This window comes from Mesorhizobium sp. URHB0026 (genome assembly GCF_054059755.1).
Genome location: NZ_JBSSCN010000001.1, coordinates 1559896 through 1583856 on the forward strand (window position 1 = coordinate 1559896; position 23961 = coordinate 1583856).

Annotated in this window: 26 protein-coding genes and 1 pseudogene; 14 read left to right on the forward strand and 13 right to left on the reverse strand. The window is 64.6% G+C overall.

The annotated features are described in order from the left end of the window. Positions 1-4 precede the first annotated feature (4 nt). Entirely contained in the window at positions 5-2545 is a 2541-nt protein-coding gene (ligD, locus tag ACVWWD_RS07935) for a DNA ligase D (RefSeq protein ID WP_352548920.1), read from the forward strand. Between the two features lie 25 nt (positions 2546-2570). Here ligD and ACVWWD_RS07940 read toward each other — a convergent pair whose 3' ends face one another. Beyond that, positions 2571-3245, reverse strand: coding sequence for an ArsR/SmtB family transcription factor (locus tag ACVWWD_RS07940; RefSeq protein ID WP_352548922.1), 675 nt, complete (start codon positions 3243-3245; stop codon positions 2571-2573). Positions 3246-3313: 68 nt separating this feature from the next. On the opposite strand from ACVWWD_RS07940, the gene ACVWWD_RS07945 reads away from it, so the two are divergent. From ACVWWD_RS07945 to ACVWWD_RS07955, 3 genes are all read left to right on the forward strand, one after another. Further along, positions 3314-3529 (forward strand): DUF1127 domain-containing protein, encoded by a 216-nt coding sequence (locus ACVWWD_RS07945; RefSeq protein WP_140876083.1) that lies wholly within the window; start codon positions 3314-3316, stop codon positions 3527-3529. Between the two features lie 91 nt (positions 3530-3620). Further along, on the forward strand, positions 3621-3953 hold the full coding sequence (locus tag ACVWWD_RS07950) for an NIPSNAP family protein (RefSeq protein ID WP_023782018.1): 333 nt from the start codon (positions 3621-3623) through the stop codon (positions 3951-3953). After that, complete coding sequence (locus tag ACVWWD_RS07955) at positions 3950-4294, forward strand: antibiotic biosynthesis monooxygenase family protein (RefSeq protein WP_023782017.1); 345 nt, start codon at positions 3950-3952, stop codon at positions 4292-4294. Before ACVWWD_RS07950 ends, ACVWWD_RS07955 begins: the two co-directional genes overlap by 4 nt. A gap of 18 nt (positions 4295-4312) precedes the next feature. On the opposite strand, the gene mbfA is transcribed toward ACVWWD_RS07955, so the two are convergent. Beyond that, a complete protein-coding gene (mbfA, locus tag ACVWWD_RS07960; protein ID WP_023782016.1) occupies positions 4313-5296 on the reverse strand; it encodes an iron exporter MbfA in 984 nt (327 codons plus the stop codon). A 170-nt stretch (positions 5297-5466) separates the two neighbouring features. On the opposite strand from mbfA, the gene ACVWWD_RS07965 reads away from it, so the two are divergent. Together ACVWWD_RS07965 and ACVWWD_RS07970 are read left to right on the forward strand one after the other, a co-directional pair. Further along, positions 5467-5790, forward strand: a complete 324-nt coding sequence (locus ACVWWD_RS07965; RefSeq protein WP_023771974.1) for a hypothetical protein — start codon at positions 5467-5469, stop codon at positions 5788-5790. A gap of 150 nt (positions 5791-5940) precedes the next feature. Continuing rightward, positions 5941-6915, forward strand: a complete 975-nt coding sequence (locus tag ACVWWD_RS07970; protein WP_023782015.1) for a threonine/serine dehydratase — start codon at positions 5941-5943, stop codon at positions 6913-6915. Positions 6916-6936: 21 nt separating this feature from the next. Here ACVWWD_RS07970 and ACVWWD_RS07975 read toward each other — a convergent pair whose 3' ends face one another. From ACVWWD_RS07975 to ACVWWD_RS07990, 4 genes are read right to left on the reverse strand one after another with little or no spacing between them, the layout of a single operon-like run. Continuing rightward, positions 6937-8073, reverse strand: a complete 1137-nt coding sequence (locus tag ACVWWD_RS07975; RefSeq protein ID WP_023771976.1) for an ABC transporter permease — start codon at positions 8071-8073, stop codon at positions 6937-6939. Next, the gene (locus tag ACVWWD_RS07980; protein ID WP_352548926.1) at positions 8070-8990 is read right to left on the reverse strand and encodes an ABC transporter ATP-binding protein; all 921 of its coding nucleotides are present in this window, start codon (positions 8988-8990) and stop codon (positions 8070-8072) included. Before ACVWWD_RS07980 ends, ACVWWD_RS07975 begins: the two co-directional genes overlap by 4 nt. Next, positions 8987-9940 (reverse strand): HlyD family secretion protein, encoded by a 954-nt coding sequence (locus tag ACVWWD_RS07985; RefSeq protein ID WP_352574965.1) that lies wholly within the window; start codon positions 9938-9940, stop codon positions 8987-8989. Before ACVWWD_RS07985 ends, ACVWWD_RS07980 begins: the two co-directional genes overlap by 4 nt. Beyond that, positions 9937-10656, reverse strand: a complete 720-nt coding sequence (locus ACVWWD_RS07990) for a CerR family C-terminal domain-containing protein (RefSeq protein ID WP_023771978.1) — start codon at positions 10654-10656, stop codon at positions 9937-9939. The genes ACVWWD_RS07985 and ACVWWD_RS07990 overlap by 4 nt, the downstream gene beginning before the upstream one ends. A gap of 91 nt (positions 10657-10747) precedes the next feature. On the opposite strand from ACVWWD_RS07990, the gene ACVWWD_RS07995 reads away from it, so the two are divergent. From ACVWWD_RS07995 to ACVWWD_RS08005, 3 genes and pseudogenes are all read left to right on the forward strand, one after another. Then, positions 10748-11221, forward strand: coding sequence for a CYTH domain-containing protein (locus ACVWWD_RS07995; RefSeq protein WP_352548932.1), 474 nt, complete (start codon positions 10748-10750; stop codon positions 11219-11221). Next, on the forward strand, positions 11218-12162 hold the full coding sequence (locus ACVWWD_RS08000; protein WP_352548934.1) for a CHAD domain-containing protein: 945 nt from the start codon (positions 11218-11220) through the stop codon (positions 12160-12162). The genes ACVWWD_RS07995 and ACVWWD_RS08000 overlap by 4 nt, the downstream gene beginning before the upstream one ends. A gap of 46 nt (positions 12163-12208) precedes the next feature. Continuing rightward, a pseudogene (locus tag ACVWWD_RS08005) lies at positions 12209-13035 on the forward strand (lipo-like protein). A gap of 79 nt (positions 13036-13114) precedes the next feature. Here the strand turns inward: ACVWWD_RS08005 and ACVWWD_RS08010 are convergent. Then, entirely contained in the window at positions 13115-14491 is a 1377-nt protein-coding gene (locus ACVWWD_RS08010) for an adenylate/guanylate cyclase domain-containing protein (RefSeq protein WP_352548936.1), read from the reverse strand. A 280-nt stretch (positions 14492-14771) separates the two neighbouring features. Then, complete coding sequence (locus ACVWWD_RS08015) at positions 14772-15563, reverse strand: helix-turn-helix domain-containing protein (RefSeq protein WP_352548938.1); 792 nt, start codon at positions 15561-15563, stop codon at positions 14772-14774. A gap of 114 nt (positions 15564-15677) precedes the next feature. Between ACVWWD_RS08015 and ACVWWD_RS08020 the strand changes: the two genes are divergently transcribed. The 3 genes from ACVWWD_RS08020 to ACVWWD_RS08030 all read left to right on the forward strand — a co-directional run bounded on the left by ACVWWD_RS08020 (position 15678) and on the right by ACVWWD_RS08030 (position 17626). Then, positions 15678-16538, forward strand: a complete 861-nt coding sequence (locus tag ACVWWD_RS08020) for an SMP-30/gluconolactonase/LRE family protein (protein WP_023793413.1) — start codon at positions 15678-15680, stop codon at positions 16536-16538. Positions 16539-16640: 102 nt separating this feature from the next. Beyond that, complete coding sequence (locus ACVWWD_RS08025) at positions 16641-17021, forward strand: nuclear transport factor 2 family protein (protein ID WP_023793411.1); 381 nt, start codon at positions 16641-16643, stop codon at positions 17019-17021. Next, a complete protein-coding gene (locus ACVWWD_RS08030; protein WP_023771986.1) occupies positions 17000-17626 on the forward strand; it encodes a DNA-3-methyladenine glycosylase in 627 nt (208 codons plus the stop codon). The genes ACVWWD_RS08025 and ACVWWD_RS08030 overlap by 22 nt, the downstream gene beginning before the upstream one ends. Here the strand turns inward: ACVWWD_RS08030 and ACVWWD_RS08035 are convergent. The 4 genes from ACVWWD_RS08035 to ACVWWD_RS08050 all read right to left on the reverse strand — a co-directional run bounded on the left by ACVWWD_RS08035 (position 17616) and on the right by ACVWWD_RS08050 (position 21015). Then, positions 17616-19346 (reverse strand): SulP family inorganic anion transporter, encoded by a 1731-nt coding sequence (locus tag ACVWWD_RS08035; RefSeq protein WP_457102990.1) that lies wholly within the window; start codon positions 19344-19346, stop codon positions 17616-17618. The two genes, ACVWWD_RS08030 and ACVWWD_RS08035, sit on opposite strands and share 11 nt — an antisense overlap. Before the next feature lie 62 nt (positions 19347-19408). After that, the gene (locus ACVWWD_RS08040; RefSeq protein WP_023771988.1) at positions 19409-19687 is read right to left on the reverse strand and encodes a helix-turn-helix domain-containing protein; all 279 of its coding nucleotides are present in this window, start codon (positions 19685-19687) and stop codon (positions 19409-19411) included. Between the two features lie 273 nt (positions 19688-19960). Continuing rightward, complete coding sequence (locus ACVWWD_RS08045) at positions 19961-20665, reverse strand: phosphatase PAP2 family protein (RefSeq protein WP_023793405.1); 705 nt, start codon at positions 20663-20665, stop codon at positions 19961-19963. Between the two features lie 8 nt (positions 20666-20673). Next, positions 20674-21015 (reverse strand): hypothetical protein, encoded by a 342-nt coding sequence (locus ACVWWD_RS08050; RefSeq protein ID WP_015314759.1) that lies wholly within the window; start codon positions 21013-21015, stop codon positions 20674-20676. Positions 21016-21184: 169 nt separating this feature from the next. On the opposite strand from ACVWWD_RS08050, the gene ACVWWD_RS08055 reads away from it, so the two are divergent. After that, positions 21185-22576, forward strand: a complete 1392-nt coding sequence (locus ACVWWD_RS08055) for a sensor histidine kinase (protein WP_352548942.1) — start codon at positions 21185-21187, stop codon at positions 22574-22576. Beyond that, positions 22573-23235, forward strand: coding sequence for a response regulator (locus ACVWWD_RS08060; protein ID WP_023771991.1), 663 nt, complete (start codon positions 22573-22575; stop codon positions 23233-23235). Before ACVWWD_RS08055 ends, ACVWWD_RS08060 begins: the two co-directional genes overlap by 4 nt. A gap of 177 nt (positions 23236-23412) precedes the next feature. Here ACVWWD_RS08060 and ACVWWD_RS08065 read toward each other — a convergent pair whose 3' ends face one another. After that, on the reverse strand, positions 23413-23907 hold the full coding sequence (locus ACVWWD_RS08065; protein WP_352548944.1) for a hypothetical protein: 495 nt from the start codon (positions 23905-23907) through the stop codon (positions 23413-23415). Positions 23908-23961: the final 54 nt, after the last annotated feature.

Consider the following 23961-nt stretch of genomic DNA (forward strand, 5'->3'; position numbering starts at 1 on the left):
CGAGATGGCCAGCAGCCTCGAACAGTACCATTCGAAGCGTGACTTCAAGAAGACCGCCGAGCCGGCGGGCAAGGTTGCGCGCGGCAAGCAGGACGGCGGCATCTTCGTCGTCCAGAAGCATGCCGCCACACGGCTGCATTACGATTTTCGACTTGAGTATGACGGCGTGCTGTGGAGCTGGGCGGTGACGCGCGGCCCGAGCCTCGATCCGCACGAAAAGCGGCTGGCCGTGCATGTCGAGGATCATCCCATCGACTATGCCGGCTTCGAGGGCACCATCCCCAAGGGCGAATATGGCGGTGGCTCGGTCCTCGTCTGGGACGAGGGCACCTGGACGCCCGAGGGCGATCCGGCCAAGATGATGGCGAAGGGCCACATCAACTTCGAACTCGATGGTCACAAGCTGCGTGGCAAATGGCATCTGGTGCGGCTGCGGCCGCGCCCCGGCGAAAAACGCGACAACTGGCTGCTGATCAAGTCGGACGATGCCGCCGCACGCCCCGGCGAGGATATTCTGCAAGACGAGCCGAAATCGGTGAAATCAGGCCTGACGATCGAGGAGGTCGGTGAAGGCAAGGCGGCCAAGGGTGAGAAGCCGAAGGTCTGGCATTCGAACAAGCCGGCCGCCGGCAAGGCCAGGACCGGCGGCAAGAAGCTCGATTTCATCGAGCCGCAGCTCGCCACGCTGGAGCGCGACGCACCCTCGGGCCAGGACTGGCTGCATGAGGTGAAGTTCGACGGCTATCGCATGCAGGCGCAGATCGCCGGCACCGACGTTCGGCTCCTGACCCGCACCGGCCTGGACTGGACGGAAAAATTCGGCGGCGAGATCGCGGCCGAACTCGCCGCGCTGAAATGCAGCGACGCCATCCTCGACGGCGAGATCGTCGTTCTGGCCGACAGCGGCGTGTCGTCCTTCGCGCTGCTGCAGCAGGATCTGTCGGCGAAGCGGACGAATCGCTTCATCTATTACGTCTTCGACCTGATGCGGCTCGACGGCAAGGATTTGCGCCGGGAGCCGCTTGTCGAGCGCAAGCAGGCCTTGCAGGCGCTGCTCGGCCAGCCATCCGACGCCACGGCGGTGCGTTTTTCCGACCATTTTGCGGAACCCGGCAAGATCATGCTGGAACATGCCTGCCGAATGGGGCTGGAAGGCGTCGTCTCAAAACGCGCCGATGCGCTCTACCGCGGCGGGCGCGGTCCGACATGGGTCAAATCGAAATGCACGGCACGGCAGGAATTCGTCATTGGCGGCTATCTGCCGTCGGACAAGACCGGGCGCGGCCTGCGCTCGCTGCTGGTCGGCTATTTCGAAGACGGCGGCCTGCACTATGCCGGCCGTGTCGGCACCGGCTTCTCCACGAAGAGCGCCAACGACCTGAAGAAGAAGCTCGATGCGCTGAAGGCGGACGCCTCGCCCTTCGATGCGGCCGTGCCGAAGGGTAAGGGCCTGGTCTGGGTCAAGCCGGAACTGGTCGGCGAAGTGGAGTTTCGCAGCTGGACGCCGGACCGTATAATACGCCATGCTTCGTTCCAGGGGTTGCGCGAGGACAAGCCGGCGGAGGAAGTCGTGCAGGAAAAGCCCAAGGCAACGGGAACAGGGGCCACGGGAACCAAGCCAGCGACAGGCAAGAGCCCGGCCAAGGCCACGCCGGCGGCAGGCAACGCCAATACGGCAGCAACGGCGGCGAAAACCACCGTGAAGCTGTCCCACCCGGACAAGCTTCTGTGGCCCGACGAAAAGATCTCGAAGCAGGCCCTGCTCGATCATTACGCGCTGGTATGGCCGCGCATGAAGCAATTCGTGGTCGACCGCCCGCTCAGCCTGGTCAGGGCGCCCGATGGCGTCGGCGGCCAGCGTTTCTTCCAGAAGCATGCCTCGCCCGGCATGCATGCGAAAATCGAGAAGACCAAGGATCCCACGGATGGCGAGGAAATCCTGTTCATCCGCGATTTCGACGGCATCGCGGCGCTGGTCCAGCTCGGCGTGGTCGAGATCCATATCTGGGGTTGCACCATCGACAAGCTTGAACAGCCCGACCAGATCGTCTTCGACCTCGACCCCGACGAGGGCGTCGATGTGAAGGCGGTGCGCGAGGCGGCGCTCGACATCAAGGGCAAGCTCGACGAGCTGTCGCTGCCCAACTTCGTCAAGACATCGGGCGGCAAGGGCTTTCACGTCGTCGTTCCGCTGAAGCCGTCGGCGGATTGGGCCGAGGTCAAAGGCTTCGCCCATGATTTTGCCAGGGCGCTGGAGCAAGGCGCGCCGGACCGCTACACCGCGACGCTGTCGAAGAAGGCGCGCACGGGAAAGATCTTCGTCGACTATTTGCGCAACGGCAGCGGCGCGACCACCGTCGCGCCCTACTCCTCGCGCGCCAAGAAGGGCGCGACGGTGTCGATGCCGGTTACCTGGGCCGAGATCGAGGCCGGCCTGCCGCCGAACGCCTTCCCGATCGGCGACAAGACGACGCTGAAACGGCTTTCCGAAGCCGATCCCTGGGTGGATTTCTTCAAGAAGGGCAAGGTGCTGAAGCGGGGGTAGCTCGACTTTCAACGCTGCGGGACTCTCACCCCAAAAACACCCTCTCGAACGCCTGCTTGCCCGGCGGCGAGAAAATCACCGCGCGGCTCTCTTTCTCGCGGCGCGCCCATTTCTCGGCAAGAATCTTGTCGAGGATGGCGGCGCCCAGCGTCCCGGCGAGGTGCGAACGCCGCACGCTCCAGTCGAGGCAGGCGCGGCACACCGGCCGCCGCGGCTTGGTGTAGACATCGATGCCGATCGCCACGAAATGCGATGCGGCGGACGGCCCGAGCCTGATCTCCTTGTCGTCGCGGACCAGTATGTTTTTCTCGACAAAGCGGTCCAGCATCGCAACCGCCTGCTCTCCGGCGAGGTGATCGTAGCAGACGCGCGCGACGCGCATCGCGCTGTCGCGCGGGCCCGGCCGGACGCGCCTGGGGCCAACGGCTTCCGCCACGCCGGTGATAGCCTCGATCATGCCGGCCACTTGCGGGCCGGCCAGACCGTAATAGCGATGCCGGCCTTGGCTGGCCAAGGTCAGCAGCCCGCCCTCCATCAGCTTGGACAGATGCGAGGAGGCGGTCGGCAGCGACACGCCGGCCTCCAGCGCCAGTTCGCTCGCGGTCAATGCCGTGCCGCCCATCAGGGCGTTCAGCATGTTGGCGCGGGCCGGATCGCCGACCAGGCTGGCTATGCGGGCAATGTCGGGTCCTTCACGCATGGTTTGATCCTCATCGAAGCATACTTGTCAGGTAACCATTATTCTCCGATGAGATCAAGGAGACGAGGATGGCCGCACGAACCGCTTTCACCCCCGAACCGGTCCCCCGCCGCCAATCGTTCCCGTTCGTCACCTGGGTCCGCTCACGGCTGCTGGCCCGCTGGTATGACCGCCATTCGCAGCGCCGCGACCTCTCGGAGATCGACGACCACCTGCTGCGTGACCTCGGCCTGACACGGGAGGACGTGCGCCGCGAATGCGCGAAATCCTTCTGGCAGGCGTGATCGCCAAGTCATCTGCCTAGCAGATCGGGTGGCACGACGTTTCGAGGCCGCTCGAACTATCGGCGCGAAAGCCATCAAGGAGAAAACGACCATGACCATCACCTGCTTCATCCGTTATGAGATCGACCCGTTCGGCAAGGCCGCCTTCGAGGAGTATGCCCGCAACTGGGGTCAGGCCATTCCACGCTGCGGCGCCGATCTGATCGGCTATTTCGCGCCGCATGAGGGCTCGGCCACGACGGCCTATGCCGCCTACAACATCGAAAGCCTTGCCGCCTACGAAGCCTACCGCGCCCGGCTTGCCGCGGACCCCGCCGGCAAGGCAAACTATGAGTTCGCCAGGCGCCAACGCTTTATCCTCAGGGAGGACCGCATGTTCCTGAAACTGGCTTCCGGCCCGCATGCGCCGCTGGTGAAGGCATGATCGCCGTCATCTTCGAGGTGCAGCCGGCGGAGGGCAAGCGCGATGCCTATCTCGGCATCGCCGCGAACTTGCGCCCGCTGCTCGACCGCATTGACGGGTTCATCTCCGTCGAGCGCTTCCAGAGCCTGGCCGACCCGAACCGGGTGCTGTCGCTGTCGTTCTGGCGCGACGAGGAGGCGGTGAAGGCCTGGCGCAACACCGAAGAGCACCGGCAGGCGCAGCAGGCCGGGCGCGGCGGTATCTTTGCCGGCTATCGGTTGCGGATCGCGCACGTGGTGCGCGACTACGGACTGACCGAGAGGGACGAGGCGCCGGCGGACAGCCGCGCGACGAATGGATAGCGCCGTTCCTTCCCGCTGCTAGGCATTCCCGATCAGCACGCCCGCCGCGAACACCAGGGCGCCGCCCAGCACCACCTGGAAGGCGGCGCGCAGGAACGGGGTCTGCATGTAGCGGTTCTGGACGAAGGCGATGGCCCACAGTTCGAAAAACACCACCACGGCGGCTACCGCCGTCGCGGTCCAGAAATGCGGGATAAGATAGGGCAGCGCGTGGCCGAGGCCGCCCAGCGTCGTCATGATGCCGACGGTCAGGCCGCGCTTGATCGGCGAACCCCTGCCCGACAGCTTGCCGTCGTCGGAAGCGACCTCGGTGAAGCCCATCGAGATGCCGGCGCCGATCGAGGCGGCGAGACCGACGAGAAGCGTCTGCCAAGTGTCATGGGTGGCAAAGGCGGCGGCGAAGATCGGCGCCAGCGTCGACACCGACCCGTCCATCAGCCCGGCCAGGCCCGGTTGCACATAGGTGAGGATGAACTGGCGCTGCTCGGCGGTCGCCTCCTCGACCTTGACTTCGCCCGGCACATGTTTCTGCTCCAACGCATGCGCCGAGCTTTCATGGCCCTGTTCGGCCGCGGCCAGATCGTCAAGCAGCTTGCGGGTCGAGGCGTCAGTGGTGCGCTTGGCCGCCTCGACATAGAACAGGTAGGCCTGCCGCTCCATCGCCTCGGCCTGGCGGCGCACAGCCTCGATGCCGAGCGGCCGCACCAGCCAGTCGGGCTTGCGCTCGAAATAGCCCCTCACATGCTCACGGCGGACCAGCGGAATGCGCTCGCCGAAACGCTTGCGGAAGAGTTCGATCAGCGAGTCGCGATGGCCGTCTTCCTCCTCGGCCATGGCCTCGAAGAGTTTGGCCGATTGCGGAAAAGTCTCGGACAATCCGTCCGCATAGGCCCGGTAGATACGCCCGTCATCCTCCTCCGATGAAATGGCCAGCGCCAGGATCTCCTGTTCGGAGAGCGATTCGAAGGAGCGGCGGCCGAAGCCGAAAACACGGGAAAGCATGAGGAAATCACCCTAGTTTAGAATTGTTCTAAACTATGATTTGCAACGTCCATGGTCAATCGTGCGCTTAGCCACAGTCAAGAATAGTTGAAGCCGGGCACTGGGCGTCTCTCTTCATATCAGCGAATGTTCACCTATATATGGGGGCCAAGCAAAAAAGGAACGAGCTGATGACGGACAAGAAGCCTCCGCACGCCTACGACCCGAAACCGGTCCTCGATCTCATCGCCAGCATCGAGGCCGACCTGCAGCGCCTGAAGGGACTGGTCGAGCAGCAGGTCGAGAAATTCGACCCCGCCAACCCGCACAACAAGGCACCAGACGGCAAGCTGACCGAGGAAGGCGTCGAGTGCTGCTACCGCATGTTCGACGAAGGCAAGTCGCGCTATTCGGTGGCCCAGCAGATGAAGATCTCGTTTGCCGCCGCCACGCATCGGTTCAACAACTGGCGCAAGCTGGGCGGCAGCAAGCGGCAGCGGACATTGCTGGGGTGAATTGCGACATGCGGGCGTGACGGCCGCAACGCTGGATACATTTGTATCTTTGATCACAATCGCGAACTTTGTCCCGGTCACATCTTTTCGTTGGCATCGCGCGAGCCTTTGCGTGCACCATGGCCGGATCGCATCGCCACAGGACCCGCCATGACCACCCCTCCCGGCATCGCCGACATCCACGCCGCCGCCGCACGGCTCTCGGGCCTGATCGTCGAGACCCCCTTGATCGAATCGCAGGAGCTGAACAGGCGCTTCGGCGGCCGCATCCTGTTCAAGCCGGAGACGCTGCAGCGGACCGGCTCGTTCAAGTTCCGCGGTGCCTACAACAAGCTGTCGACGCTGAGCGAGGCGGAGCGTTCTCGTGGCGTCGTCGCTTTCTCCTCGGGCAATCACGCGCAAGGCGTGGCGGCTTCCGCCGCCATGTTCGGCGTCAAGGCGGTCATCGCCATGCCGGCGGACGCGCCTGACATGAAGATCGCCAATGTCCGCAAGATGGGCGCCGAAGTGGTGCCCTTCGACCGTTTCAAGGACGACCGCATGGCGGTCGTGCGCCCCTATCTCGACAGGGGCATGGCGTTGGTGCCGCCTTTCGACGATCCGGCCATCATTGCCGGCCAAGGCACGATCGGACTGGAGCTGGTGAGGCAGGCGCGGGCGCTGGGTGTCTCGCTCGACGCGGTCGTCATCCCCTGTGGCGGCGGCGGCCTGACCAGCGGCATCTCGGTTGCCGTGAAGGATACCTCGTCCGGCACCGCGATCTGGGCGGTCGAACCCGAGCATTTCGACGACACGCGCCGCTCGCTGGCGGCGGGCGCCAGGGTGTCGAACGAGCCGGGCCATAGTTCGATCTGCGACGCCATCCTCACCGCCGAGCCGGGTGCGATCACCTTCGAGATCAACCGCCGCAACCTCGCCGGCGCCGTCGCCGTCTCCGAGGATGCCGTCAGGCAGGCGATGCGCGACGCCATGGCCTTTCTGAAGCTGGTGGTCGAGCCCGGCGGCTGCGTCGCGCTGGCGGCGCTGTCATCGGGCGAGATCGAGCTGTCGGGCAAATGCGTTGCCGTGGTGCTGTCCGGCGGCAATGTCGATTTCGGCACCTATGCCGGGATCATGGCGGCGTAGGGCGGCACGGTTCAGCTCTCGTCAGTCCAGCGTGCGCCTGAACCGCACCAGCGCAACGCCGGCGAACAGCGCGACAAAGACCACCAGCCAGCCGATCTCGGTCGCCACCGCCGGCAGTTCCGCGCCCTTCAGCATCACCGCGCGGGTGATGCGCAGGAAATGCGTCAGCGGGAAGATCTCGCCGAAGGTCTGCGCCCAGTCCGGCATGCCGCGATAGGGGAACATGAAGCCCGACAGCATGATCGAGGGCAGGAAGAAGAAGAAGGTGAGCTGAAGCGCCTGCATCTGCGTGCGTGCGATCGTCGAGATCGTGTAGCCGAGCAGCACCAGCGACAGCACGAACACCAGCACCGCCGACAGAAGCAGCGTCATCGAGCCGGTGAACGGGATGGCGAACAGAAGCTTCGACGCCGCCAGCACCACCCCCACTTGCACCGCTCCGACCGCCAGGTAGGGCAGCACCTTGCCCATCATGATCTCCAGCGGGCTCGACGGCATCGCCAGGAGATTCTCCATCGTGCCGCGCTCGGTCTCACGCGTCAGCGCGATCGAGGTCATCATCACCATCGTCATCTGCAGGATGACCCCGAGCAGGCCGGGCACGATGTTGTATTGCGAGATGCCTTCGGGATTGTAGCGGCGGTGGACGACGACATCGAGCTGGCCCCTGGCGGCTTCCGCCGCGGCTTCCTGCGTGCCCTGCGCTCTCAGCAGCGCCTGGCCGGCGATGGTGCCGAGCGTCGAGATGGCGCCGCTGGCGACCGCCGGATCGGTGGCATCGGCCTCGATCAGGATTTGCGGCTTGTCGCCGCGCTCGACGCGCCGGGCGAAATCGGCCGGGATGGTGACGACGAAAGCGACGTCGCCACGCGCCATCAGGAACTCGGCCTCGTCCGCGCTTTGCGCGACATGGTCGAAGCGGTAATAACCGGTGGTCTGCAGCGCCGCGACCATGGCGCGGGTATAGGGATCGCTGCTGGTCGCCACCAGGGCCGCCGGCAGGCTTTTCGGGTCGTTGTTGATGGCGTAGCCGAACAGCACGAGCTGGATAAGCGGCACGCCCAGCATCATGGCGAAAGTGATGCGGTCGCGCCGCATCTGGATGAACTCCTTGATCAGCAGGGCGCCGAGCCTGGCGAAGGAAAAGACGCTGTTCATGCCATGTTGTCCTTCGATCCCGACATGAACTGGATGAAGACATCCTCCAGGCTCGTCTCGCCCGGCGTCACCGTCACGCCCTTGTGCTCCCTCTCGACATCGGCAAGCGCGGCCTCGAGCTTCTCGCGGTCGGAGCCGACGACGTGCAGCGTCGCGCCGAACGGCGCCACCTGGTCGACGCCGGGGCGGCCTTGCAGCGCTTGCGCCACCTCGTCGAGCTTTGGACCCTGCAGTACGAAGGTGGTCAGGCCCGCATTCTTCACCACCTCGGCGACCGTCCCGGTGGCCAGCATCTTGCCATAGGAGATGTAGCTGATGCGGTGGCAGCGCTCGGCCTCGTCCATGTAATGTGTGGACACCAGCACGGTCAGCCCGCCGCTCGCCAGGCGATGGATCTCGTCCCAGAACTCGCGCCGCGCCTTCGGGTCGACGCCGGCCGTCGGCTCATCCAGCAGCAGCAGTTTCGGCTTGTGCATGATGCAGGCGGCCAGCGCCAGGCGCTGCTTCCAGCCACCGGACAAGGTGCCGGCCAGCTGGTTGCGGCGCGTCGTAAGCCCGAGCTCCTCCAGTGTGCGCGAGACATAGTCCTCGACCGGCCGCAGCCGGTAGAGCCGCGCCACGAATTCGAGGTTCTCGCCGATCGTCAGATCCTCGTAGAACGAGAATTTCTGCGTCATGTAGCCGACTTCGCGCTTGATCCTGAGGCTGTCGGTGCGGATGTTGAAGCCCAGCACCGTGCCTTCGCCCTCGTCCGGCGTCAGCAAGCCGCACATGATGCGGATGGTGGTGGTCTTGCCCGAGCCGTTGGGGCCGAGGAAGCCGACGATCTCGCCCTCGGCGACCGACATCGTCACATGGTCGACGACGGTCTTGTCGCCGAAGCGCTTGACCAGGCCGTGAACGTCGATGGCGTTCATTTTCCCATATCCGCGAGATCGACATCGACGATCTGGCCGGGCTGCAGCGGCCCCGCATCGCCCTCCGGCCGCGCCTCGACGAGGTAGACCAGCTTCTGCCGGTTTTCGAGGGAGTAGATCACCGGTGGGGTGAATTCGGGATCGGGCGAGACGTAGCTGACGCGCGCCTTCACCCCCGGGCCGCAGCCGTCGCAATGGACGCGGAGCAGGCTGCCGACCTTGACCGAGGAGAAGGCGCTTTCCGGAATATAGACGCTGAGCTTCACCGCGCCGTCGGGAAGCACCGAGATAACCGGCGCGGTCGGGCCCGCCGTGTCGCCGGGATTGCGGATGACGTCGTTGACGCGGCCTGGCGAAGGTGCCGCCAACACCCGTTTGGAGAGCCGCCATTGCGCCTGATCCAGTGCCGCCTGCGCCTGTTTGACCTGATTGTCGGCGGCCTTGATCGTTTCGGCGCGCGCCGGCAGGCCGCCGACCGCCAGGTTGGCCTCCGCCTGGCCGACCTGCGCATTGGCCGTCTCCAGCGTCGCGGAAGCCGTGTCGAAATCTGCCTGCGTGCCGGCGCCGCGTTTGAACAGGTCGCTGGCGCGGTCGAATTTTCGCTTTGCGTCGGCGGCCTGTGCCTTGGTCATGTCGACCTCGGCCTTCAGCACGGCGATCTCTTCCGGCCGCTTGCCGACCTGGAGATCGGCATACTGCGCCTGCGCCTGGGCCAGCGCCGCCTGCGCTTGCGCCACCGCGATCTTGGCGTCGGCATTTTCGAGTGTCACCACGGTGGCTCCCGGCATGACGCGGTCGCCTCGCTTCACCGCCACCGTATCGACCTGCGCCACCTCGATCGGCGCCAGGAGCACATAATCGCCCTCGACATAACCGACGGCGAGCGGCGCCACCGGCGCGCAGGCGCCGAACAATTGCGCGGCGAGCGGCAGCGAGCACAGAAAGCTCATTGTTTTGATCCCTTCATTCCTGGTCCCTTCCGGGCGGCCAGTATGGCGCCGAGATTGTCCGTGGTGACCGCCACCACCTTGGCGGCCTCGGCGGCGCCGATGTCGCGCCAGCCCATGCGGCGCATGACAGCCTCGCGGCCGATGCGGAAATAGATGACCTGCCCGATCAACGTGAACACAGTGAGCCGGGTGCGTTCGCTCTCGGCCGGCTCTCCGGTGGCCTGCTCCCAGATCTGGCACAGCCGGCGGTGCGTCGGCTCGAAGACGCCGTCATAGATGCGGTCGAGCGCCGCCGTCGGATAAGACAGCTCGCGCAGCACGAATTGCACGATCTCTCCGGCCTGCGGCTGAGCCACGATGAAGCCGACCATCCGCTCGAGCGCCGTGAAGAGCTGCGCGCCTGCCGCTTCCGGATCGCTTGCCGCCGCCTGTCCATGGCCGAGCCTCTCGCCTGCGCCCAGTGCCTGCCCGGCGACGGCCTGGATGGTCGCGACGATGAAGTCGGCGGCAGCGGCGCGAAGACCTTCCTTGCCGCCGAAATGATAGGCGATCGAGCCTATATTGGCGCCCGCCTCGGCGGCAATCTGGCGCGTCGAGGTGCCGTCGAAGCCCTGCCGCCCGAACAGTTTCAACGCCGCCTGGACCAGCGCGGCGCGCGTCGGCTCTGCCGGGGAGGTCTCGCGGCGGGGCCGCCTGGCATCTGGCAATTTGATCATGCAAAAGACTTTAATCAATCGATTGATTAAAGTCAACTTGCATGCGGCGCTGTCTTGCCATCGCGCGCGGCAACCGCTTTAGTGCGCGGCCATGGGCAAGGAAGTCGAGCGTAAATTCCTGGTCTCCAGCACCGCATGGCGGGATCTGGCGGAAGCCGATATCCGCATTCTTCAGTTCTATCTCGCCACGGCACCCGGGCGAACCGTCCGCATCCGCATCAGTGATGGCGCCTCCGCCAAGCTGACGCTCAAATTCGGCAGCAACGCGCGCGAGCGCGACGAATTCGAATATTCGATCCCGCTGGCGGAGGCGGTGGAGATGCTGGACTTCGCCATCGGACGTGTCATCGAGAAGACACGTCACCATGTTAGGCATCGCGGCTATCTCTATGAAGTCGATGTCTTTGGCGGTGCACTGGCGGGACTTGTGGTGGCCGAGCTCGAGACCCCAGAAGAGGTTCCGGACGAAATGCTGCCTGATTGGCTCGGCCGCGAAGTGACCGGCGAGCAGAAATTCTACAACGCGTCGCTCGCCCTCGGGGGGATACCGGAGATCGCCGCATGAGCTTTCGTATCGATCCGCGCCTGCCGCTGACCGGGGAGGTCAGGCGTATCCTTGCCGAGGAGATCGGCAAGGCCCTGCTGCATCTGGAGATGGCGCACACCCGGCCGGAACAGGGGCTGCACAAGTGCCGCAAGCGGCTCAAGAGCGCGCGTGCCTTGTTGCGCCTGGTTCGTTCCGGTGACGAAACTTTCTGCGCCACGGAAAACCAGTGCTATCGCAATGTCGCGGCGCTGCTTGCCGGTCCGCGTGAAGCCACGGCGCTGATCGAAACCATCGATCGGCTGGCGGCGGACTTTGGTAGGGAAAGCACCGGTAGCGGGCTTGATGCCGTGCGCGATAGGTTGATCGTACGCCAGCATGATCTGCACGAAGGCGCCGGGCTGAAGGCGGCGATCGGGGCGGCCAACGCCGCCTGCGAAGACGGCCTGAAGCGCATTGGAACCCTTGCTTTGCCCGATCAGCCGGAACAGGCCGCGGACGTGCTTGCCGAAGGCGCCCGCGTCGCCTTGCGGCGCGCCAGGAAGGCGCTCGACAAGGCTGGCGCGCGCGGTGAAGCCGACGATTTCCATGACCTGCGCAAGGCTGCCAAGACGCATGGCATGCACCTGTCGCTGCTGGGCAGGCTGTGGCCGACCCCGATCAAGGCGCGGCGCAAGGCCGTGGATGAACTGGGCGAGCGGCTCGGTGAACTGCATGATGTGTTCGTCATGCGCGCGCTGCTCGAGGCGGACAGCGAGCCGCTGGGGCCGCCCGAGGACACAAAACTTCTCGGCAAGTTGCTTAAGCGCTCGGAAAAGAGCCTCAGGAAAGCCTGTCTCGCCGAGGCCGCCGAACTGTTCGGCGACAGCCCCAGGCACGCGACGAAAAAGCTCGCCCGCAAGGCACGCGACGATCTTGCCGGCGCTGCCTCGCTGGAAGACACGAACGCCACCGCCAATTGACAGCGGCTGGCGCCCAGCCGCCCGTCCGTGGTAATCGCCGTATGGAATGACCAAGCCCGGCGACACGCTCCTGGATCGACTTGGCCGCTGGCTTGCCGGCCGGTTGCAGGACGAATCCTCCGGCTATGAACCCTATACGCCATCGGACCCAGAAACGCTGCGCCGCAGTTGGAGCCGGGCGACATCCTGCTGATCGAGGGCAACCAGAAGATTTCGGCGGCGATCAAGTACCTCACCCAGTCAACCTGGTCGCACGCGGCTTTCTATGTCGGCGACGCGCTGGCCGAACCGGAGGACGGTACGGAACGGCGGCGGCTGATCGAGGTCACGCTCGGCGAAGGCAGCGTCGCCGTACCGCTGTCGCGCTACCGGACCTACAACACCCGCATTTGCCGCGCGAGCGGACTGGGGCCGGAGGATCGCGACAAGGTGGTCGCCTTCATGATCGGCAAGCTCGGTTTGAAATACGACCTCAAGAATATCTTCGACATGCTGCGCTATTTCCTGCCGACGCCGCCAGTGCCGGTGCGTTGGCGCCGCCGCATGCTGGCGTTCGGTTCCGGCGACCCGACACGCGCCATCTGCTCGACGCTGATTGCCGAGGCCTATGGCCAGATCCGCTACCCGATCCTGCCCGAGATCACCCGCGCGCCCGGCCGTGCCTCGGCGCAGTCGAACTATTCGCGCAGGGAAATCCTGCACATCCGCCACCACTCGCTCTATACGCCACGCGATTTCGACCTGTCGCCGTTTTTCCGCATCGTCAAACCGACGCTGGAATACGGTTTCGACTACCGGCAGATGGTCTGGGACGACAAGGCAAGCACAGACGCCGAAGCCGCAAAGGCCGGAACAATCGCCTCAGACACGTGATGGCTTCGGCCTGGGTCAGGACATGCCCTGTGGCGCGGCCTGTCCGACGAGGTGCATGCGTTTCACATGGCGGCCTACATCATGCCGAAACCGCTACAGGGCCCTGGTTTTCGGCTCTGTGTTCGACCCAGACATGGACCGGTTCGTCCCGGCCGCGGATGCTCACCGGTCCATGATCGCGCGCATTCAACTGTGTCGCGGGCGATTCCGCCTTCGCGGCCTCGATCAGTCGTGATCCAAAACAGATATTCGCCTGAACCTCACGGCACAGCGACTGCAAACGGCTGGCGACGTTGACGGTGTCGCCCACCACCGCGAAGGACAGATTGCGCTCGCTGCCGACAGCGCCGATGACGACTGCGCCGTATTGTGCACCGATCCGAACGTCCAACGGCGGATATCCCCTGGACACACGCTGCACATTCCAGCCTTCGAGAGCGGCGATCATCGCTTCAGCGCACTGAATGGCGCGAGTCGCGTCGTCATGGCTGGCTTGCGGAACCCCGAATGTCGCCATGATGCAATCGCCGATATAGTTATCGACGGTGCCGTGGTGGTCGAAAATAACCTGCTCCATGCGACGGTGGAACTGACGCAGAAGTTCAAACACTGCTTCGGCCGGATGATCCTCGGAATAATGTGTGAAGCCGACGATGTCGGCGAACAGCACCGCGATATTCTGCCGGCGGACCGGGCCGAAGGGCTCGTCATCCGTGGCGAGCTGGTCGACGACGTTGGGCGAAAAATGCCGGGCAAGATTGGCGCGGGCACGCTCTGCCTTGACATAGTCCTCCGACAGACGTCGGGAACGAGAGACGACCAGCGCCATGATCGCGCCGATAATCAGCACAACCAACACATTGGTCGCCTGTGCGAACGTATCGACGAAATTGGGGTTGAGATAAAGCCTCAACCGCTCTGTCATCGGCAGCGAATAGAGGTTCGTCGCCGGAATGACGGTTCCCGGATGAAAAATCACCCATCCCACCCCGATCGCCCACGTCAAGGCCGCGAGCGCGCCGAGATAGAGCGCCAATCGTGTCGAAAGGGTCAGCGCGCCAAGGCACACGAAAATCAGCAGGAATTTGAAGCTGCCCTCGCGCAGTTGCATTGCGGCCGGCACCACCTCCGCGGAAAACGGGTTGGGCGTTACCAGCAGAATGGTCAACAGAATGATGTCAAGCGTACCGACGAGGTAACCGATCCACCATGGCCCCGTGCGACGGCGCACAAGAAGAAACTGGATCAGGCCGACGAGCTGGAACAGCACGAGGCCCGCCAGCACGAAGAGCAGTGAGGCATCCCAGCGGCTGATCAATGAAAAGAAGCAGGAGATCACAGCGAGCGATGCCGTACGCGCCCAGAACTGCAATGCAGCACCCTGGCGTTCTGCGCGCTCCCGCAAATTCTTCAGGCGCGAATAGCGGCGAAGTTCAAGTGTCGGTGAGGTCGGCATAGCATCACTTCGATTTCACGGGGACGAGTCACGCATTCGGCAAACTCGCCTAATACAGTCTGGCCCGCCTACTACAGTCTGGCAAATCAGTGTGCGAATTCTATCATGAATGTTGGTGCCGGATCTGTTCTATCCCAACGCGCCCTACCGGCGCGGTCGGTATCGCGGGCCGCGTGGCTGGTCCGGGCGGCCAGCCGGTGGCGAATGGTGGCAGTCGGCGCCGCGGGAGCGGTGCGCGACAAGCTCAGCCGCCAGGTGCAGCCAGGCTCGGGATGATTGGTCAGGCCGGCAGGGGGTGGCGTTTTGCAGGAGCGGCGGGCTGGGCGCCGGCATCGCGCGGATGCGGGCCGATCGGCATGATCGCGGGAAACGGCGTCGCCCCGAAGGCAAACGTCCATTTGTAACCGGTGAGCCCGTCCTCGGGCGTCGTATGCTGGTCGTGATGGGCGAGCAGTTTGGCGCGCTCGGCCAGCTCCTCCGCCTCACGCCGCACCATCTCCGCCGTCTCCGGACGCATCCGCCTGGAGAAGCTGACGAAGGTCGCCCCCTTATCGATATGGCTGATGGCCCAGCCGATGAAATTCTTGTTGGTCATCTCGAACAGCGGCCTGAGTGGCCCCTCGAAATTCCACTGGATCGGCGTTTCGACCAGCAATTTCGCCGACAGGCCACGGCCAAGCGCGATCAGGCCGAGCTGCTCGAGGTCGCGCAGATAGAGGAACATCGAGGCCTCGCTCAGGCCTTGCGAACGCATGATGCCTTCAGGCGTGAATTTCTCCGAGAGCATGACGAAGATGAACAGCAACGCCGGCCGGCCGGCGAGCCGGCGCTCGATCTCGGGCGCGATGTGGTTGACCGGCCCCGGCCCGCGGTTCATCGAGCCGAGCACGTTGTCCAGCTCGACACCGGCGGCGGCACAGATATCCACCAGCCGGTCGAGCTTGCAGTTCTTCTCGTGGAAGATGCGCTTCACCGTCGGCTCGGAAACGCCCATGCGCTCGGCAAGCTCACGATAGGTGACACCTTTCGCCTTCAGCGTCCGCTTCAGCGCCTCGAAGATCAGAGCGTTCATGGGATGCACCTCTTGCCGGCATTTTAGTATCGATATTCGAGACTAGCGGTAATCGAGCTTCCGGAAAAGTATCAAAAACACTAGCTACCCGCCTGTCATCACAGGAGAACAGCCATGAACCGTTTCATCCTCCCAGCCTTTGCCGCCATCATCGGCATCGCCACCGCACCCGCCGTCCGGGCCGGCGAACTCTGGCGCGCCACGGGCCTCGAACAACCGGAATCGGCGCTGTTCGATGCCGCCAACAATCGCATCATCGTCTCCAACATATCAGGCAATCCGGGCGAGGCGGACGGCAACGGCTATCTCAGCCTGCTGTCGCTGGACGGCAAGACGGTCACCCAGCATTGGACCGACGGCATGGACGCGCCCAAGGGCATGGCGATAGCGGGCGGCAGGCTCTATGTCGCCGACATCACCAAGATCCGCGTCGTCGATCTGGCCAGCGGCAGGCTGATCGCCAGCATCGCGGTGCCGAATGCGGTCTTCCTCAACGACATGACTTCGGACCAGACGGGCAAGGTCTATGTCAGCGACATGCTGGCCGAGACGATCTATCGCATCGACGGCGACAAACCGGAGCTGTTCGCCAGGGATGCGTTGCTGGCTTCACCCAACGGCGTCTTCGCCGATGGCGACAGGCTGATCGTCGCCTCCTGGGGCAAGGGCATCAAGGCGGATTTCAGCACGGCGGAGCCCGGCGGGCTGCTGGCCGTCGACCTCGCCACGAGGAAAATCACGCCTTTGCCCGGCGCGCAGAACTTTGCCGACCTCGACGGCGTCGTCGCCATTGGCGACGCCATCTATGCCACCGCCTACATGACCGGCACGCTCTACCGGTACAAGGCCGGCGGAACCCCGGAAGCGGTGGCGCATTTCAAGCCCGGCAGCGCCGACATCGGCACCGACGGCAAGTCGATCCTCTATGTGCCGCTGATGAGCGAGGGCGAAGTGGCGGCATTGAAGCTCGACTGAGCACCGGCGCTTCGGGGTCGATCCATGCGACCCATGCTAACAGCCGTGGAATGGACCGTGCTACGACGGTCGATCCCACGGTAATGGTCAAGGAGGATTGCCATGGACGACCGGGAAATCAGGGCGGCCCTGGATCGCCACTGGGCCGCCTCCGATGCCGGTGACTTCGAGGCCGAACACGAGATCTACCGGGAGGATGCGGTGCTCGACTATCCGCAATCGGGCGAGCGCATCCGCGGCCGGCGCGACATCCAGTCGTCGCGCGCCGCGCAGCCGGACCGCAAGCGCTTCAGCGTGCGGCGGATCACCGGCGCCGGTAACCTCTTGGTCACCGAATATGTGCTGACCTATGACGGGCGGCCCTCCTATACGGTCAGCATCATGGAGTTCCTTGACGGCAAGGTCGCCCGCGAGACGCAGTATTTCGGCGATCCGTTCGAGCCGGGAGCTTCGCGGGCGCAATGGGTCGAGCGGATGCCGTGAGTCACGGGGAGGATCATCAGCCGCTCGCCCGCTCCGAGCTGCCGGACGATACGGCCGCCCTCGCCCGGTTTCTCGTCGGCAAGCTGGTGGTGCGCGACTTGCCCGAAGGCAGGGTCAGCGGCCGCATCGTCGAGACGGAAGCCTATGTCGTCGGTGACGCGGCCGGGCACGGCTTTCGAGGGATGACGCAGCGCAACCGGTCGCTGTTTCTCGAAGCCGGGCACGCCTATGTCTACCTCGCCTATGGCACCTCCTTCATGCTGAATGTCTCGAGCGAGACGCCAGGGGTGGGGACCGGTGTGCTGATCCGGGCGCTGGAACCGCTGGAAGGCGTCGCGATCATGCGGCTGAACCGAGGCGTCGAGCGCCTGCGCGACTTGGCGCGGGGGCCCGGAAGGCTGGCCGCGGCGTTGCGGATAGATCGTTCGCTCGACGGGATCGACCTGTGCCGGGAAGGCCCGCTGTGGCTCGCCCACGATGAATGTGAGCCCTGTGCGATCGGACAGGGCATCAGGATCGGCATTTCGAAGGACGCCGACCGCCTGCTGCGGTTCTACGTCAGGGAAAGTCCGTTCGTCAGCGGCCCGGCATCGCTCAATCGTTGAGAGACAGCTGCTCCGCCCCTTGTTTCCCCGCCAATTGGCCCCGCGCGTCGCGGATCGACGCGGCATAGGTCACCAGCGGCGGCTTGACGCCGTGGTTGATCAGCATGCGCCGGATCTGCGGCGAGGCGCCCGAGATGATGAAGCGCACGCCGGCGCGCCCCGCCTTGTGGGCCGCGCTTTCGATGACATTGGCCGCCGTCGAATCGAAAAGCGGCACGGCCGAACAGTCGAGCACGAAGTTGCGGCGCTGGTCGGCGATGCGGTCGAGCACGCTGCCGACGGTGGACGCGGCACCGAAGAAGAAGGCGCCCGAGATGCGGTAGACGACGGTGTCGGCGTCGCTTGCCTCCGTGGAATCATAGGCGCGGGCGCCGCCGACGCTGTCGGCGACGTCGTCCTGCGCCAGGTCCGCCTCGACCGCGACGGACTTGGCCATTCGGTCGATGAACAGGATCGAGCCGAGCGCGAAGCCGACGACGATGCCTTCGGTGAGATCGCGGAAGACGACGATGAGGAAGGTCGCCATTAGCACCAGCGCATCGCCGCGCGATGCCATGAGCAGCGTGGCGAAGGCTTGTTTCTCGACCATGTTCCAGCAGACCACCGCCAGGACGCCGGCAAGGGCCGCGAGCGGGATGTAGCTGGCAAGCGGCGCCGCCACCAGCATCAGCACCAGCAGGATTCCCGAATGGACCATGCCCGAGACCGGGCCGTGCGCGCCGGCCCGCACATTGGTGGCGGTGCGGGCGATGGTGCCGGTGGCGCAGATGCCGCCGAACAAAGCCGACGCGACGTTGGCGAAGCCCTGCGCCACCAACTCGCAATTCGAGCGGTGCCGCCGGCCCGTCATGCCGTCGGCGACGACGGCCGACAGCAGCGATTCGATGGCGCCGAGCAGCGCGAACGCGATGGCGTCCGGCAAGACGTCGAGCATCCTGCCGAAGCTGACGGGTGGCATGCCAGGCCATTCCAGGCTGCGCGGAATGCCGCCATAGCGCGTGCCGATCGTCTCGGCCGGCAACGCCAACAGCGCCACGACCAGCGAGGCGAGCCCGATGGCGATCAACATGGCCGGCCATTTCGGCCGCCAGCGCTTCAGGAAGACGATGGTCGCGATGGTCAGCGCCGCCACGGCGGTCGCCGCGAGGTTGATCGTGCCGGCTGCTTCGCCAAGCTCGATCAGCTTGGGCACGAACGGTCCGGGCTCCCGGCCCGGCAAGGTCAGCCCGAACAGTTCGACGATCTGGCCGGAGAAGATGATGACGGCGATGCCGGCGGTGAAGCCGACAGTGACCGGATAGGGAATGAACTTGATGTAAGTGCCGAGTCGGAGATAGCCGATGGCAAGCAGGAACACACCGGCCATCATCGTCGCCAGCAGCAGGCCGTCAACGCCGACGCGCGCCACCGTCGCCGCCACCAGCACGATGAAGGCGCCGGCCGGCCCGCCGATCTGGAAGCGGCTGCCGCCCAAGGCCGAGATGATGAAGCCGCCGACGATGGAAGTGTAGAGGCCTCGCTCCGGCGTCACGCCAGAAGCGATCGCGATCGCCATCGACAGCGGCAGCGCGACGATGGCGACAGTCAGCCCGGCGATGACGTCGGCCTTGAAATGCGGCAGGCGGTAGCCCTCCCGCCAGACGGTCACCAACTTCGGCGTGAACAGCTCGGAGAATGTCGGCTTCACCGCCTGATGCACTGCCTGACGCGCTTGATCCATGAACTGCCCCTGCAAAAGGCGGCGGGATCGTCGGCAGGACTGTCGGCGGTCGCCGTCGCGATTTATTCCGGCTCAGCCTTGGGTTCCGGCGGCATGGCGGGCTTGAGGCGCACGCCCCTGCCGCCGCGCTCGCTGGCCTGGTTCTCGCCGATCAGTTCCACCCCGGCTTCGTCGAGAGCCTGGATGACCTTCATCAGCGTATCGACCACGCCCCTGACCACGCCGCCGCTCGCCTCCATGCGCTGGATGGTGGGAAGCGAGACGCCGGCGCGCTCGGCGAGCGTCCTCTGGTCGATGCCGGCCAGCGCCCTTGCGGCGCGCATCTGCGCGGCAGTGATCATCGGCCGGAATCCCCGTCTGAGCCTGCTGACATAACGTATAATACCATTATTATCATGTTTCAAGCATCATTAATGAAGTTTTAGACGTAACCACTGCCGGCTAATATCCATTTTCTTCGGTACTCACCAAGGATTTCGGGTAGGGTGGTGCAACAGAGGCAGGGGGTACGCGGGTGAACGTTTTCAAGACCTTGGTGATATCGGCAGGCTTGCTGTCGACGGTTTTGTCGCTGACAGGCTGCGGAGGCCACCTCATCAACAGGTTGATCTGACTCAGTCAGGCTCCTCGCTCACCGCCCTACGCCGTTGCAGAAGCCTCGCCACCAACCAGCATAGCATCGCCCAGGCGAAGCCGGCACACCAGCCCGCCAGCACATCCGACGGCCAGTGGACGCCGAGATAGATGCGGCTGACGCCGACCAGCACTGTCGTCAGCACCGCCAGGAACAGCACGTAGACCTTGGTCGTCCGGCCCGGCAGGAAGCGCGCCGCCAGCGAACCGAGCGTGAGGTAGGTCACCGCCGACAGCATGGCATGGCCGCTCGGGAAGGAAAGCGACATCTCGTCGACGAGATGCGAAACCAGTTCCGGGCGTGGCCGGTCGACGCCGACTTTCAGCAGGCTCGACAGCACCTGGCCGCCCGCCACGGCAACGAACATGAGAAGCGCCGTCGCCGGGCGGCGAATCAACAGCAGATAGATGATCGTCGCCGCCGTGATCAGCACCAGAACACTGGAGCTGCCGAGACTGGTGATATCGCGCATCGCGCCTTCCAGCCATGGCGGACCGATCGGGATCGCCGGTTGACCGGCCCGGCGGAATGCAAGGAGGATTTCGGTATCGAAGGCGTGCGGCGTGGTGGCCCGTGCCACCTCCATCAATTCCTCGAACCCCCACAGCCCACCGGCGATGACCAGGCCGGCCAGCAGCACCGGGAATTCCACCCGGTTGAGCAGAGCCTTCGCGACGTTCTTCATCGGCACCGTTACATCCGCCCTTGCAGATACGGTCCAAGCGTGATCAGCGCGACTGCGGCGATCGCCAGCGCGATGCCGGCCGCCTGCAGCGCGTTGACGCGCTCGCCGAAGAACACCAGCGCAACGACGTTGACCGAAACCAGCTGGATCACCGCCGAAAGGCTGAACGATACCGACATGCCGAATTCGCGGATCAGCCGCAGCATGATCAGATTGCCCAGCGAATAGAGCGCCAGCGTCAGCAGGATCTTGCCCAGGCTGGGCGCCAGTCCCCATTGCTTGGCGGCGGTAGCCGCCAGGAGGAAGATCACCGTCGAAAAGCCGAGCTGCAGAAGTCCCGAAAAACTCAACGTCCCGTCCCCCTTCGAAGCGGCTTTCGCCTGATAGCGCCGACCTTGTTTCCGAAGCGTGCCGGTACGTCAAGCGACGTCGTTCAAACGAGGGTCTTGGCAACCGCGAGGCTGAAGCTCAATGTGCCGCAATCGCCCAGCCTGTCGATAAAAGGGCGGCAAGGGGTTCATGATTCGTATTTTTCACAACTTGGCGCGGCGCTGGAGCGAGCTTTCCCTTGCTCTGCAATTCGTCGTTGCCGGCGGTTTTGGGCTCCTGGTCGTCATGGTGATCGTCGGGACCTGGGTGACGACGCAGATCCGGGACGGCGTCATTCGCAATTCGGCCGCCACGACGGCGCTCTATGTAGACAGCGTGATCGCGCCGCTGCTGCCCGACCTGCGCAAGAGCGAGGAGCTCAGCGCATCCGTCAAGCAGGCCCTCGACGAGACGCTCGGCCAGGGCGCGCTCGGCAAACGCCTGGCGTCCTTCAGGCTCTGGCGCCGCGACGGCACGATCCTCTATTCGAAGGACCCGGTTTTGACCGGCCGCCGCTTCGACCTGAACGACAATCTGCGTTCTGCCTTCCAGGGCAGCGTCGTTGCCCAGTTCGATACGTTCGACGAGAACGAAGACAAGGAGCGGGCCGCGGGTGTGCCGTTGCTCGAGATCTACAATCCAGTGCGCGAGCCCTGGTCCGGCGAAGTGGTCGCCGTCACCGAATTCTACGAGGTCGCTAGCGATTTCAAGGCGACCCTTGCTTCCGCCCTGCTGTCGAGCTGGCTGGTCGTGGCAGGCACCACCTTGACGGCATTCCTGCTTCTGTCGGGAATTGTCCTGCGCGGCAGCCGCATTATCGACGACCAGCGCGGGGCGCTGCGCCGCCAGGTGGCGGAGCTGCAGGGCCTGGTGACGCAGAACAGCGCCTTGCGGCATCGTGTGCAGCGGGCGTCCCGCCGCGCCACGGCGCTCAACGAAAGATATCTGCGCCGGATCGGCGCCGATCTGCATGACGGCCCTGCCCAGCTCGTGGCGCTGGCCGCGCTGCGCATGGACAGTCCGGTGTTTACCGGCGACGGCCATGGCAGCGAAGGCCGCTCGACCGAGGTCGCCATGATCCGCAAGACGCTGGAGGATGCGATGCGCGAAATACGCGGCATCTGCACCGGTCTGGTCCTGCCGCAGATAGAAACGGCGGCGGCGGCGGACGTTCTGCGGCTGGCCGTCGAGGAGCATGAGCGCCGGACGGGCACATCGGTGACGCTTACGATGCCGAAACATTTGCCGGAGCCTGGCGCTTCTGAGAAGATCAGCATTTATCGCTTCGTGCAGGAGGGGCTGAACAATGCCTACCGCCACGGACGGGGCAAGGATCAGGCGGTGCGTGCAGGCATGAAAAATGGTCGGTTTTTCGTTGAAGTATCGGACGGCGGACCGGGCTTCGATCTGGCGCGGGCAGAGGGGTTGGGCCTTGCCGGTCTCAGGGAGCGGGTTGAAAGCATTGGCGGCCAATTCGAAACACTGACAGGGCCGAAAGGCACGAAGCTGGTGATCCGTCTTTCGGTCGAGGAGCAAGCATGATCGGCGCCATCCGCATTGCCATTGTCGACGATCATCCGCTGTTCCGCGAAGGCGTGACGCGCAGCCTGTCGGAGATCGGCGGCTTCGAGATGGTCGGCGAAGGTGCGACCGCGCAGGACGCGGAGCGCATCGCCTCGACCATGCAGCCCGACATATTGCTCATCGACATTTCCATGCCGGGCGGCGGCCTGGCCGCGGTTGCCAGCATCCTTGCCGACCATCCCGCCCAAAAGATCGTCATGCTGACCGTTTCGGAGGCGAATGCCGATGTGACCAAGGCCTTGAACGCCGGGGTGCTCGGCTATGTCCTCAAAGGTGTCGGATCGCGCGCGCTTGCCGATATCCTGCGCAACGTGGCAACCGGCGAAAGCTATCTTTCGCCGATGCTGTCAGCCCGGCTGCTTTCCGATGTGCAGTCCCTGCAGCCCGCCAACGGGGTCGCGGACCGGCTGCGGCAACTCACCGGCCGGCAGACCGAAATACTGCGGCTGGTGGCGGAGGGACTGAGCAACAAGGAAATCGCCTTGCGCCTGGAGCTGCAGGAGAAGACCGTCAAGCATCACATGACGGGGGTGCTGTCGAAACTCAACGTGCGAAACCGTACTGAAGCGGCCCTCATCATGCGCGAGTTTCGCGACCGCGACAGGGACCGTTCGTAGCCATCGCGGAACGCCGCGAAACGAGGTCACCTCCGCCGGGGGCGGCGGAGGTGACGTGTGAAACTGGTCGTTGCCTGTCGACCAACTTCACAAGGCCGAAATTCAGGGGGCCGAAATTCAGGGGGCCGCAATTCATGGGGCCGCAATTCATGGGGCCGAAATCCAAAGCGCCGAAATTCAAAGCGCCTTGAGCCGGCTGGCATCGGCCGGTGTGGCACGGCGATCGATGATCGTGCGGCCGAGCTTATCCATCATGCTGAAACGGCCGTTCTCGATCTTTTCCGTCAAGCCGTCAGGGTGCTGAACTGTAATCTTGTTGCCGTCCACGTCGACCGTGTCGCCGGTCATGGCGTTGACATGGCTTGTGCTCTGGTCGCCCTGGCCCTGGCTCTTACCCTTCCCGCTATTCCCGCCGCCGCTGTTTCCGCCATTGCCACTGTTGCCGTTGTTGCCGCCACCGTTGCCGTTGTTACCCCCACCACCGTTGCCGCCATTGCCACCGCCATTGCCGCCGCCACCGCCGTTGCCGCCCTTGTCGGCATGTGCGGTCGCGGCATCGAGTCCAGGCACGAAGCCATGGAAGACTATTTCATAGGGAGCGATGGTTAGCGCCAGGACGGCCGCCGATCCGATAGCCAGACGGCAACAACGGGCCGTGATCGATCCACGCATACTGATCTCCGTCGATTGAGCCGGCGTGCCCACCCCAACGTTGCAGTGCAACAA

What these genes read in the sequence shown, in the direction of transcription:
- ligD (WP_352548920.1), top strand. Translation starts at nt 5, where the DNA reads ATGGCCAGCAGCCTCGAACAGTACCATTCGAAGCGTGACTTCAAGAAG.
- ACVWWD_RS07940 (WP_352548922.1), bottom strand. Translation starts at nt 3,245, where the DNA reads ATGCGTGAAGGACCCGACATTGCCCGCATAGCCAGCCTGGTCGGCGAT.
- ACVWWD_RS07945 (WP_140876083.1), top strand. Translation starts at nt 3,314, where the DNA reads ATGGCCGCACGAACCGCTTTCACCCCCGAACCGGTCCCCCGCCGCCAA.
- ACVWWD_RS07950 (WP_023782018.1), top strand. Translation starts at nt 3,621, where the DNA reads ATGACCATCACCTGCTTCATCCGTTATGAGATCGACCCGTTCGGCAAG.
- ACVWWD_RS07955 (WP_023782017.1), top strand. Translation starts at nt 3,950, where the DNA reads ATGATCGCCGTCATCTTCGAGGTGCAGCCGGCGGAGGGCAAGCGCGAT.
- mbfA (WP_023782016.1), bottom strand. Translation starts at nt 5,296, where the DNA reads ATGCTTTCCCGTGTTTTCGGCTTCGGCCGCCGCTCCTTCGAATCGCTC.
- ACVWWD_RS07965 (WP_023771974.1), top strand. Translation starts at nt 5,467, where the DNA reads ATGACGGACAAGAAGCCTCCGCACGCCTACGACCCGAAACCGGTCCTC.
- ACVWWD_RS07970 (WP_023782015.1), top strand. Translation starts at nt 5,941, where the DNA reads ATGACCACCCCTCCCGGCATCGCCGACATCCACGCCGCCGCCGCACGG.
- ACVWWD_RS07975 (WP_023771976.1), bottom strand. Translation starts at nt 8,073, where the DNA reads ATGAACAGCGTCTTTTCCTTCGCCAGGCTCGGCGCCCTGCTGATCAAG.
- ACVWWD_RS07980 (WP_352548926.1), bottom strand. Translation starts at nt 8,990, where the DNA reads ATGAACGCCATCGACGTTCACGGCCTGGTCAAGCGCTTCGGCGACAAG.
- ACVWWD_RS07985 (WP_352574965.1), bottom strand. Translation starts at nt 9,940, where the DNA reads ATGAGCTTTCTGTGCTCGCTGCCGCTCGCCGCGCAATTGTTCGGCGCC.
- ACVWWD_RS07990 (WP_023771978.1), bottom strand. Translation starts at nt 10,656, where the DNA reads ATGATCAAATTGCCAGATGCCAGGCGGCCCCGCCGCGAGACCTCCCCG.
- ACVWWD_RS07995 (WP_352548932.1), top strand. Translation starts at nt 10,748, where the DNA reads ATGGGCAAGGAAGTCGAGCGTAAATTCCTGGTCTCCAGCACCGCATGG.
- ACVWWD_RS08000 (WP_352548934.1), top strand. Translation starts at nt 11,218, where the DNA reads ATGAGCTTTCGTATCGATCCGCGCCTGCCGCTGACCGGGGAGGTCAGG.
- ACVWWD_RS08010 (WP_352548936.1), bottom strand. Translation starts at nt 14,491, where the DNA reads ATGCCGACCTCACCGACACTTGAACTTCGCCGCTATTCGCGCCTGAAG.
- ACVWWD_RS08015 (WP_352548938.1), bottom strand. Translation starts at nt 15,563, where the DNA reads ATGAACGCTCTGATCTTCGAGGCGCTGAAGCGGACGCTGAAGGCGAAA.
- ACVWWD_RS08020 (WP_023793413.1), top strand. Translation starts at nt 15,678, where the DNA reads ATGAACCGTTTCATCCTCCCAGCCTTTGCCGCCATCATCGGCATCGCC.
- ACVWWD_RS08025 (WP_023793411.1), top strand. Translation starts at nt 16,641, where the DNA reads ATGGACGACCGGGAAATCAGGGCGGCCCTGGATCGCCACTGGGCCGCC.
- ACVWWD_RS08030 (WP_023771986.1), top strand. Translation starts at nt 17,000, where the DNA reads ATGGGTCGAGCGGATGCCGTGAGTCACGGGGAGGATCATCAGCCGCTC.
- ACVWWD_RS08035 (WP_457102990.1), bottom strand. Translation starts at nt 19,346, where the DNA reads ATGGATCAAGCGCGTCAGGCAGTGCATCAGGCGGTGAAGCCGACATTC.
- ACVWWD_RS08040 (WP_023771988.1), bottom strand. Translation starts at nt 19,687, where the DNA reads ATGATCACTGCCGCGCAGATGCGCGCCGCAAGGGCGCTGGCCGGCATC.
- ACVWWD_RS08045 (WP_023793405.1), bottom strand. Translation starts at nt 20,665, where the DNA reads ATGAAGAACGTCGCGAAGGCTCTGCTCAACCGGGTGGAATTCCCGGTG.
- ACVWWD_RS08055 (WP_352548942.1), top strand. Translation starts at nt 21,185, where the DNA reads ATGATTCGTATTTTTCACAACTTGGCGCGGCGCTGGAGCGAGCTTTCC.
- ACVWWD_RS08060 (WP_023771991.1), top strand. Translation starts at nt 22,573, where the DNA reads ATGATCGGCGCCATCCGCATTGCCATTGTCGACGATCATCCGCTGTTC.
- ACVWWD_RS08065 (WP_352548944.1), bottom strand. Translation starts at nt 23,907, where the DNA reads ATGCGTGGATCGATCACGGCCCGTTGTTGCCGTCTGGCTATCGGATCG.